Below are 9,688 nucleotides of genomic sequence, written 5' to 3'. Positions count from 1 at the left end.
TGTTCGGGTGTGGGGTAAAATCGAAACGAATAGGCTTTTTCCATACCTCACATTTTAGCATATATTTCGTAAACGATGCTCATATTTAACAGTAAAGCCGTCGTAGAACGACGGGGTTTCAGACCCAAATTTTCGATGATTGGTTGAAGCGTCGAGCTTATGCTAATCAAGCCAGTGGTGCAACTAGAACTTTTGTTACCTGCGTTGACAATAGGGTAGTTGGGTATTACGCCCTTGCTTCCGGGGCCATTAGTATACAATCAGCTAATGGTAAATTTCGGCGGAATATGCCTAACCCAATTCCAGTGGTAATTTTGGCACGATTGGCAGTAGATACTTCTTACCAAGGTCAAGGTTTAGGACGCGGTTTATTTCGTGATGGTGCGCTACGGGTTGTTAAAGCGGCTGATACCATTGGTATTCGGGGAATTATTGTTCATGCTATTTCAGAAGAAGCTAAGAATTTTTATTTGGCTTTAGGTTTTGATGTGTCTCCTCTTGAACCGATGACGTTGATGATTACTCTTAATGATTTACGCGCTTGTATTGCTTAGTGCGCTACAGGGGCAACAAGGGGGCAACCACAGGGGGTTTGCCCCTACGGTACGTTTAAGTCCAGAATAACTAAGATTCTGGGACTAAATAACGACGAGAGTTAACCATCCCATGCTAACAGCCGCTCTTGTAGGTTGGGTTGAGGCAACGAAACCCAACACTATAATAACCCTAAAAGTTTACATCCACATGGGAAACCGATTTAATTCATCTTCCGTCAAAGCTTCTTTTAACCATCCCATGCTAACAGGAACATCATACAATCTTCCTGCCCCTAAACGCTTCCACATATGACGCATTCCGGGGATAATGACTTTAGCTACCCTTAAACCAATATCGGGACGAGTCTGATCTAATACTAACATTTCCATCCCCTTTGACTCAACAATTCGCTGACACAATTTAACATCCTCTAATAAATCATCACTAGCTACTTGTAAATAATCATTACTTTTTTTGGGTATTATTTTACTATCGGGAACTAAATAAGATTGATTGCTTAACCTTGCCGTTTGCCACCATTTAACCGCCAAAGGATCCGCAGAAGGATTATAAATCGTTGTCCCATCTTCCTTAAACGATAACACATTTGGTAAGATTTGATTAACCTCCGTTAACGCTCGACTAATAGCAATTTTCGGGTCAAAATGCGCTCCATATCCTAATAAAATATCCTCGACTTCCCGCTCCTTTCTTGGACTAATAGCAGCAAAACAAGGGATATTCAAATCACTGGTAATATCTAACACCCATAGTTCCCGATTTAACCCATCATAATATTGCTTTAATTGCTCAAAATACGGCTGCTCAAAACTCTCTAAATCAACGGAAGGTTTAACTAATTGATTATACCACCATAAAGCCACACAATCTCGTTCCACTAACTCCATAAACCCTTGTAAAATCGCTTCTTCTATCGTATTTCCTGCGGCGCAGCCATTAGAATCTGCCCAACAATCTAAGGGTTCAGATTGATGATAACCATAATAACAATATCCTGTGGGTAAATACTTAAAATCTTGAGCAGTTAAAGACCATACAGGAGTCCAATCAATGATTCTTGTCTCATCAAAAGGTTCAGGGACTTTTTGAAACCATCCTTGATTATTCGCATTCCATTGTTCTCGATGTTGATATTGTTTTTCACTAAAATTCATACATTTGTTAGGATGAATAGCTTTATCTCCTAACGCTTGATAACTGGCTTTTTCTCTGATTTCATTCCCTTGAAAAACCCCCGAATAGCGCTCAATAGCTTCACAAAATCCACTTGCTTTTGCTTGACTATCTGTACGGCCTTTTCCCGCACTTCTCCCTCCAATATTTTGCCGTAAACTGTCTAAATCATCAAAGACACTGCGAAAATGATGTTTCGCCACATAAGTATGAACTAAAGTATTCCCTTGAATCTTATTTAATTCTCGCACAATTCCCGTAATGGGACTGATAAGATGTTGATAGGTTCTTAGGGTTTCTTCAGGAGAACAAAAACGATGTCCCCCATCATTGGTAAAAGCCTTTTTCCGATGTCCCAAAACCACGGGTAAAGGTGTTTTATTTAGAGAATATCCACAACTAGGACAGTTCGGACGTTTAACTAAAATATGCTCTTGAAATTGTAAATTTAAAGTATCATAAGTCATCAGCATTCCTTCTAAACGTTGATTTTTACCTTGAATAATCCACTTAAAAACCTCCATAGCCGTCAGATTTAAAACCGTCTGTATTGTCGCTGAAGAAAACCCTAAAGGAGAAATTAAAGAAATCTTATTTTCTTTCTGTCTAATGATAAATTCCTCCACGGGACGATTATCTCGTAATCGTTGAGCCAAACAATGCCAACAACCAGTTTTATCGTGATCAAATAAGGGACCAATCCATGCTAGATTTCCCAGGGGATTAACTAATAACCAAGGCTTGTGCGAGGCTAAAGCTTGTTGATTCATACTATCTAAATCAGGATGAAGATAATTATCTGTTAAAATAATGGTTAAATCTCCTTCATCTGCGACTTGAACTTGCAAGGAATTCAAAATATTGCTCAAATCTTCTTGGGGAATTGAGCCTAGGCTTTTAACCGTAACCTTCAGAGATTGTAATCGTTCAAAAGCTTGGTCTTGAGAAACCTGAAGATGATAGCATAAAATTGCTAAATTAGACGGCAGTAATTCTTTTTTTTCTAATAAAAAACCTCGTTTATATAACTGAAAAATCGCTTTTTGAATTGCCAGACTATAATTAATAATAACTGCAAAAGAATTAGGATTATTGGGATTGATTTCTTGATTTTGTAAAAATTCTAACTGAAGAATATCAATAATTTCATCAAGATTACGTTGACCATCGATTAATCTTACTAAACGATAATAAAGCGGCTCTTGAAAACAGATTGATTCTCGCTCAGATAGAAAAAATACCGTATTTGGTTCTAGGGTTTCAATTGAGTAGGCTGGATTCCAATCAAACTGGTTGAACACAATTTTTACTCTCTTTTTAGTTAAGGTTGATGATATACCTATAATATAAGGTTGGTAGCAGTTATCTTAATGGTGAGGTGCGAAGTTTTCGTTTTCGGGAACGGCGAGAGGGCAGCCCATTTATGCCAAAATATAAAAGCGATCGCTAAAAGTGATTAAATTTATTCAATATGAAGACAAGTAATTTAGCTTCACTCTCGCCTCTAAGAAGAAATTAAGCCGGGGATTTAGTCAATTTGGTCAAGAATAATCGGTTAGAGGTGAGAAATCAGACCCCTAATTTCTTCCCTGCCTGAAATTTCTCAATTTCTCGGAATAAATTTGAGTACTAAAATCAGGGTAAATAGCCCAAATATAAACTTAATAAAGTTTTAATAGACATTTAAGCCCTAATAGATTAATCTTAGTTTCTTTTAAGCCGATATGCTGCCTCCCTAATCCTTCTAAGACTTGAAAACTGGCTATTCTGTCAGGGCTTGCCCGTGAGAGGGGTCAATTTTCAAGGATAATTTGTAACAGAGTGTTGAAAATTCCCTTAATCTTAGTTATGAGCGATCGCCCACCAGAACTAACCCTAGCCGACCAGGCCCCTGCCAACTACGAATGTCGCTCCTGCGGCTACGTTTACGACCCCAGCAAGGGAGATAGTAAAACCAACACTCCCGCCGGAACCCCCTTCGAGGAATTGCCAGAAACGTGGCGCTGTCCCGTGTGTGGTGTGCGTCGTTCCCAATTTATCAACATTGGAGCTAAAGATGCTCCTTCGGGATTCCAAGAAAATCTTAGCTATGGTTTTGGAGTCAACCGTCTCACTCCCGCACAAAAAAATATTTTGATTTTCGGGGCTTTAGCGCTAGGATTTGTTTTCTTTATTAGTTTATATGGTTTAAACTAACTCAAGCACTCATTATCTTTAAATCTAACGGCTCTTATAAGTCTGTAACCAATCGGGGACAAACCTTATCCGTCCCGATTCCTTGACCAATACCTCTGAACCATTGATGAGAAAACTGAAACAATTCGTAATAGTTCTAGCTGTAGCCTTTTTCTGCTTTAGCTGTAGTAGTGTGCCATCCCTGAGCAATAGTCCTTGGCAAATCCTCACCCTCGACACTGACTCCACTTTTGCCGATATCGCCTTTACCGACGACCTGCAGCACGGTTGGTTAGTGGGAACCAAATCTACCCTCTTTGAAACCAGCGATGGGGGGAACAACTGGCAGCAAAAAGTCCTCAACCTTGGCGACGAAAAAGTTAGCTTTAGCGCCGTCAGTTTCCACAACCAAGAGGGTTGGATTGTCGGTAAACCCTCAATTCTTCTCCATAGCGAAGACGGGGGCAGCAGCTGGTCCCGTATCTCCTTAAGTGAAAAATTACCCGGTTCTCCCTACGGAATTATCGCCCTTAACGACAAAACCGCCGAAATGGTCACGGATTTAGGCGCTATCTACCGCACCAAAGACGGGGGCAAAACTTGGCAAGCTTTAGTGGAAGGTGCTGTGGGTGTGGCCCGGACAATTGTTCGTTCCCATGATGGTAAATACGTGGCCGTTTCCGCACGCGGGAACTTTTATTCCACCTGGGAACCGGGGTCAACAGAATGGCAACCCCACAATCGTCTTTCCTCCCGCCGCTTACAAAAAGTCGGTTATGGTGAAAATGGGGAACTGTGGGCCCTGGCCCGGGGTGGTCAACTACAATTTACTAGCCCCAATGATCTCGATACATGGGAAGATAAGGTATTCCCCGAGTTTTCCACCAGTTGGGGACTTTTGGACCTCAACTACCGCACCCCCGAAGAAATTTGGGTTGCTGGTGGTAGTGGCAATCTGTTGGTCAGTGATGACAACGGCCAATCTTGGCAAAAAGATCGCGCGGTGGAAAGTGTCCCCTCCAATCTCTATCGAATTGTTTTTATCAATTCCGACAAGGGTTTTGTCTTGGGACAAAATGGGGTTTTACTGAAATATAATCCCCCGAGCGAACCGGCCTAAAACTTGTCTCAGGGTCAAGAAAGTCTCTATTATAGAGATTGAATTTTTCAAGTCCTATCATTCCGAGGAGAACCGTCCATGTCAGGTAGTACCGGCGAACGTCCTTTTGGCGATATCGTTACCAGTATTCGTTACTGGATTATCCATAGCATCACCATCCCCATGCTGTTTATCGCAGGTTGGTTATTCGTGAGTACCGGTTTAGCTTACGATGTTTTTGGCACTCCCCGTCCCGATGAGTATTACACTCAAGAGCGTCAAGAATTACCAATCATTAATGATCGCTTTGAGGCCAAAAATCAAATCGAGCAGTTTAATCAGTAGTTTACTTTAATTAAGGATAAAAACAATGGCTAGTGGTAATCCCAATCAACCCATTTCTTACCCCATTTTCACCGTTCGCTGGTTGGCAGTTCATACCTTAGCGGTTCCCACTGTCTTCTTTATCGGTGCAATTGCGGCAATGCAGTTTATTCAACGCTAGGAGAACAATTATGGAAAGAACACCTAATCCGAATCGGCAAGCCGTCGAGTTAAATCGTACTTCTCTTTACCTAGGTTTACTCCTAGTTGCTGTCTTGGGAATTTTATTTTCCAGCTATTTCTTTAACTAATTAGTCCCGATTTATTCTCATCGCAATTAGGAGGTGTTATTCATGTTCGCAGAAGGTCGTATTCCTTTGTGGTTAGTCGCCACCATCGCCGGTCTAGGCGTTATCGCCGTGGTTGGTCTTTTCTTCTACGGAGCTTACGCCGGTTTAGGTTCCTCTATGTAATTCCATATACGGGTAATTTCCCCCGGCAAAAAGCCGTTAGTTATAGAAATAACTAGCGGTTTTTTCAGTATTCGGTTTCAAGTAAAGCTCGATCGAACTTTATACTAATACCAAATCCGTTGAGTAACGCACAGAAAACGGGTTTCTCGGAGAAACCCGTTTTCTGCTCATGCAAAAGGCAAAGGGGAGAATAAATAATCAGTTTTTAATAACCAGATTTAGGATAAATCCGTTTTTAATAGTGTGATTAACAAAAAAAGGAGTCAAAGACTTGACTCCTTTAGTTATATGGATGATTTAGCTAAAACTAAACTTCTTGTTTACGAGTGCTAAGATCACCCAATTTTTGGAATAAACCGAATTCCACTTGTTCTTCCAGATCCGGATCGACCCCGGCGAATACGTCGCGGTAGATGGTACGAGAACCGTGCCAGATGTGACCGAAGAAGAATAGTAAAGCAAAGACAGCATGACCGAAAGTAAACCAACCTCTCGGAGAAGTGCGGAATACCCCGTCAGACTTCAGGGTTTCGGTGTCAAACTCGAAAGCTTCACCGAGTTGCGCTCTACGGGCAAATTTCTTCACATCAGCAGGATCGCTGAACACCTGACCATCGAGAGCGCCACCGTAGAAAGAAACGGTAACACCACTTTGTTCGATACTCAGTTTCGATTCCGCACGACGGAAAGGAATATCAGCGCGAACGATACCTTCCGAGTCAGTCAGGACAACGGGGAAGGTTTCAAAGAAGTTAGGCATCCGACGCACGCTCAGGACGCGACCTTCGCCATCTTTGAACACAGGGTGTCCTAACCAAGATTTAGCAATACCGTCACCGCTATCCATGGCACCAGTACGGAATAAACCACCTTTAGCGGGGCTATTACCGACATAATCATAGAAAGCCAGTTTTTCGGGAATTGCTTGGTAAGCTTCGGCGATGGTGGCCCCATTGGCGATGCTGGCCTCGACGCGACGCTCAATTTCTTCTTGGAAATAGCCCTTATCCCATTGGTAACGGGTCGGGCCAAAAAGTTCGATCGGGGTGGTAGCATTACCGTACCACATGGTTCCAGCCACTACGAAAGCGGCAAAGAAAACGGCGGCGATACTGCTAGAAAGCACCGTTTCGATATTACCCATTCTCAGGGCTTTATAGAGTCTTTCGGGGGGACGAACGGTTAAATGGAATAAACCGGCGATAATCCCGACGATACCCGCAGCAATGTGGTGAGCTACCACACCCCCGGGGTTAAAGGGGTTAAAACCAGCCGGTCCCCATTCGGGAGCTACGGGCTGCACATGACCGGTTAAACCGTAGGCATCGGAAACCCACATCCCAGGACCCCAAAGGCCTGTTTGATGGAAAGCACCGAAACCAAAGCAAAGTAAACCGGATAAGAACAGGTGAATACCGAACATTTTCGGCAAATCGAGCGCAGATTCGCCCGTGCGGGGATCGACGAATAATTCTAAATCCCAGAAAACCCAGTGCCAAACCGCCGCTAGGAATAGCAGACCGGATAAAACAATATGAGCGGCGGCAACGCCTTCAAAAGACCAGAAACCAGGGTCAACACCAGTTTCGCCAGTGACGCTCCAGCCACCCCAAGAACCGGTGACACCTAAACGGGCCATGAAGGGCAGCACGAACATTCCTTGCCGCCACATCGGGTTTAATACGGGGTCACTGGGGTCAAAAATAGCAAGCTCATAGAGGGCCATGGAGCCAGCCCAACCCGCTACCAGTGCGGTGTGCATCAGGTGAACGGAAATTAAACGGCCCGGGTCGTTGAGAACGACTGTGTGTACTCGATACCAAGGTAGTCCCATTGACTACGCTCCTCCTATTGACAATTTAGTGTCCACTTAGACGCTTTTTATATTCAGGGTCAAATATAAGCCCAATACTCTCGACGGTTAAGTGCAAGAGTTAGCCAACCTACATTATCCCTTGAAAAGTGTATCTATTCTAAAGAAGTGTAACTATTGTTAGAACAGATTTCAAGTCTTTGCGATCGGTCTTCCGCCAGAATAGTCCAAATAAGGGAGCGGGCTGTGGGCTGTGGGGTGTGACCCCCCCTGCCCCCCCGACATCGGGGGGGCAGGGGGGCTGTGGGCTGTGGGCTGTGGGGAGAATAAATAAAAATAATCTCCCGTCTCCTATCTCCTAACTCCTGATAACTGATAACTGATAACTGATAACTGATAACTGATTACTTCCTCAGTAGTTCTTCGGCATTTTGCAGGATTTCGAGGACTTGTTCGGCACTAATCAAGCGTTTTAGCACCACTTGCCCGATGGTGGGGACAGTATCGGCAATTTCGGCACTCTTGGGGGCAACTTCTACCATAATCACGGCTTCTTCCACCTTATAAAGCCATAAAACCTGTTCTCCCTCTAAAATACCGATATTTAATCGCTCTATCTGCGGTGGTCGTCGCCAACTACTCGCATGATCCCACAAACCGCCAAATTCCCACACCCGTCCTATTGTCCAACCTGCCGTTAAGAAAAAATATTTCACTTTGTTACTCAATCTAGAATCAATCTCTAGCTTTCTGGCTTAATTAGTTTTCAGCCGTCAAATTTTATCAAAAAACTGCTAACGTCCCGTTAATTTCACTACCCCAATGCCCCCAAAGTATAGACCCAAAACCGCCCCTGCTAACAGGGATTGGGTGAGAGGATCTGTAGAAGGGGTTAAAATCGCGCCTAAAATCACCGCCCCCAAAACCACGAAACGCCAACCTGATAACATCGTTTGCGAGGAAATAATGCCTAAAAAGCTCAAAATCAATTGAATAACGGGAATTTGAAAGGCGATGCCGGTACTAAACAGTAAAAGTAAGACAAATTCAAAATAGCGCTCGATCGACCAAGCTTGTTCGACCACTTCCGCCCCATAACTCACAAAAAAGTTTAAAGCGGCGGGAATCAGGGCAATATAGGCAAAAAATAAACCAGCAAAAAATAAAACACTCGATCCTAAGACTACCGGGACAATTAAACGCCGTTCGCGACGGGTTAACCCCGGCAGCACAAAGAGGATAATTTGCAAGAGAATGACGGGACTAGCCACCAGTATGCCGCTATATCCAGCTACTTTTAGGGAGACGAAAAAAAATTCTCCCGGAGCTAACTGCAAAAATTTTACCCCTTGGGCGGGAACTTCCAGCACTTGTACTAGGGGTTTAACGAAGATAAAACATCCCACCGCACCCACAGCCACGGCAATTAAACTATAAAAAATCCGCCGCCGCAACTCCTCCAAGTGGTCAAATAAGGACATTTCCACTTCTCCGGGTAACTCATCGAGGAATTCAGGACTGTCTGGGGGTGGGGTTTTTACTTCTGTCGATGACATGGCTTTGGCTCGATCGTTCTCTACTCAAGCCTTTATCCTAGCATTGATAACCCTTAGCTATCAGCCGTCAGCTATCAGAATCATTCCAACATCGTCGGGTTTGCTCGGTGACAGGTTGCCAATCGAGTTTGAATTGATTCGCTAACATTCCCCAACTCAACCCACCAGAGCGGCATCGCACTTTAACCCAGAGCTTCAATAAATGTGCATGAGACCTCGACCTAATTTAATTAAATCACAATAATAGGATATAATAAAACAAATAGTGATTCAAAAAAAGCCATGAAAAACTACACCTAGGAATACATTCAAAAATATCCGAAACAAACTAAAAGACTATTAGGGATTGACTACCAACAACTAGAACAACTGATGTCCCTTGGAAAACTTATACATCGGAAAAACCAATCAGAAATCGAAAAAACCAAAATTAGGATTAATCAACCAGGAAGCGGAACACCTCCTAAATTATCAGAAGAGGAACAAATTGTTCTAATGTTGGTTTATTTAAGACATC

Annotated in this window: 12 protein-coding genes and 1 pseudogene; 8 read left to right on the top strand and 5 right to left on the bottom strand. The window is 43.2% G+C overall.

The genetic code is table 11. The features are described from left to right. Positions 1 to 44 (bottom strand): helix-turn-helix domain-containing protein (locus O9324_RS27170; RefSeq protein ID WP_353737494.1); only part of this gene is annotated, 44 nt, incomplete at its 3' end. Between the two features lie 99 nt (positions 45 to 143). On the opposite strand from O9324_RS27170, the gene O9324_RS06495 reads away from it, so the two are divergent. Then, complete coding sequence (locus O9324_RS06495; protein WP_287629030.1) at positions 144 to 554, top strand: GNAT family N-acetyltransferase; 411 nt, start codon at positions 144 to 146, stop codon at positions 552 to 554. A gap of 180 nt (positions 555 to 734) precedes the next feature. On the opposite strand, the gene O9324_RS06490 is transcribed toward O9324_RS06495, so the two are convergent. After that, on the bottom strand, positions 735 to 3,032 hold the full coding sequence (locus O9324_RS06490) for a TOMM precursor leader peptide-binding protein (protein WP_288139762.1): 2,298 nt from the start codon (positions 3,030 to 3,032) through the stop codon (positions 735 to 737). A gap of 547 nt (positions 3,033 to 3,579) precedes the next feature. Between O9324_RS06490 and O9324_RS06485 the strand changes: the two genes are divergently transcribed. From O9324_RS06485 to O9324_RS06460, 6 genes are all read left to right on the top strand, one after another. Beyond that, positions 3,580 to 3,927, top strand: coding sequence for a rubredoxin (locus O9324_RS06485; RefSeq protein WP_002757647.1), 348 nt, complete (start codon positions 3,580 to 3,582; stop codon positions 3,925 to 3,927). Positions 3,928 to 4,033: 106 nt separating this feature from the next. Further along, positions 4,034 to 5,026: a photosynthesis system II assembly factor Ycf48 gene (locus O9324_RS06480; protein WP_002770327.1), complete on the top strand. Its 993-nt coding sequence runs from the start codon at positions 4,034 to 4,036 to the stop codon at positions 5,024 to 5,026. A gap of 78 nt (positions 5,027 to 5,104) precedes the next feature. Beyond that, positions 5,105 to 5,350 (top strand): cytochrome b559 subunit alpha, encoded by a 246-nt coding sequence (gene psbE / locus O9324_RS06475; RefSeq protein WP_002749269.1) that lies wholly within the window; start codon positions 5,105 to 5,107, stop codon positions 5,348 to 5,350. 25 nt (positions 5,351 to 5,375) lie between these two features. Further along, complete coding sequence (psbF, locus tag O9324_RS06470; protein WP_002736175.1) at positions 5,376 to 5,510, top strand: cytochrome b559 subunit beta; 135 nt, start codon at positions 5,376 to 5,378, stop codon at positions 5,508 to 5,510. Positions 5,511 to 5,520: 10 nt separating this feature from the next. After that, positions 5,521 to 5,640 (top strand): photosystem II reaction center protein PsbL, encoded by a 120-nt coding sequence (psbL, locus tag O9324_RS06465; RefSeq protein WP_002735805.1) that lies wholly within the window; start codon positions 5,521 to 5,523, stop codon positions 5,638 to 5,640. Between the two features lie 42 nt (positions 5,641 to 5,682). Then, complete coding sequence (locus O9324_RS06460; protein ID WP_043995402.1) at positions 5,683 to 5,802, top strand: photosystem II reaction center protein J; 120 nt, start codon at positions 5,683 to 5,685, stop codon at positions 5,800 to 5,802. Between the two features lie 307 nt (positions 5,803 to 6,109). Here the strand turns inward: O9324_RS06460 and psbB are convergent, their stop codons facing one another. From psbB to tatC, 3 genes are all read right to left on the bottom strand, one after another. Next, positions 6,110 to 7,636 carry a photosystem II chlorophyll-binding protein CP47 gene (gene psbB, locus O9324_RS06455; RefSeq protein WP_002749271.1) on the bottom strand — a complete coding sequence of 509 codons (1,527 nt, stop codon included), beginning with the start codon at positions 7,634 to 7,636 and terminating at the stop codon, positions 6,110 to 6,112. 383 nt (positions 7,637 to 8,019) lie between these two features. Beyond that, entirely contained in the window at positions 8,020 to 8,331 is a 312-nt protein-coding gene (locus O9324_RS06450; RefSeq protein ID WP_002749272.1) for a hypothetical protein, read from the bottom strand. A 78-nt stretch (positions 8,332 to 8,409) separates the two neighbouring features. After that, a complete protein-coding gene (gene tatC / locus O9324_RS06445; protein WP_002783793.1) occupies positions 8,410 to 9,171 on the bottom strand; it encodes a twin-arginine translocase subunit TatC in 762 nt (253 codons plus the stop codon). 306 nt (positions 9,172 to 9,477) lie between these two features. Here tatC and O9324_RS27165 point away from each other — a divergent pair. Next, a pseudogene (locus O9324_RS27165) lies at positions 9,478 to 9,688 on the top strand (IS5/IS1182 family transposase); the annotation flags it as partial.

The sequence above is a fragment of the Microcystis sp. LE19-84.1B genome, assembly GCF_027531875.1.
Taxonomy (GTDB): Bacteria; Cyanobacteriota; Cyanobacteriia; order Cyanobacteriales; family Microcystaceae; genus Microcystis; species Microcystis panniformis.
Note: the sequence above shows the minus strand (reverse complement) of the source record. Positions and strands in the feature narration are given on the sequence as shown.

Excerpts from the sequence above, each read along its gene's own strand:
- psbB (WP_002749271.1), bottom strand. The coding sequence starts at position 7,636 with ATGGGACTACCTTGGTATCGAGTACACACAGTCGTTCTCAACGACCCG.
- tatC (WP_002783793.1), bottom strand. The coding sequence starts at position 9,171 with ATGTCATCGACAGAAGTAAAAACCCCACCCCCAGACAGTCCTGAATTC.
- O9324_RS06485 (WP_002757647.1), top strand. The coding sequence starts at position 3,580 with ATGAGCGATCGCCCACCAGAACTAACCCTAGCCGACCAGGCCCCTGCC.
- psbF (WP_002736175.1), top strand. The coding sequence starts at position 5,376 with ATGGCTAGTGGTAATCCCAATCAACCCATTTCTTACCCCATTTTCACC.
- psbE (WP_002749269.1), top strand. The coding sequence starts at position 5,105 with ATGTCAGGTAGTACCGGCGAACGTCCTTTTGGCGATATCGTTACCAGT.
- O9324_RS06480 (WP_002770327.1), top strand. The coding sequence starts at position 4,034 with ATGAGAAAACTGAAACAATTCGTAATAGTTCTAGCTGTAGCCTTTTTC.
- O9324_RS06460 (WP_043995402.1), top strand. The coding sequence starts at position 5,683 with ATGTTCGCAGAAGGTCGTATTCCTTTGTGGTTAGTCGCCACCATCGCC.
- psbL (WP_002735805.1), top strand. The coding sequence starts at position 5,521 with ATGGAAAGAACACCTAATCCGAATCGGCAAGCCGTCGAGTTAAATCGT.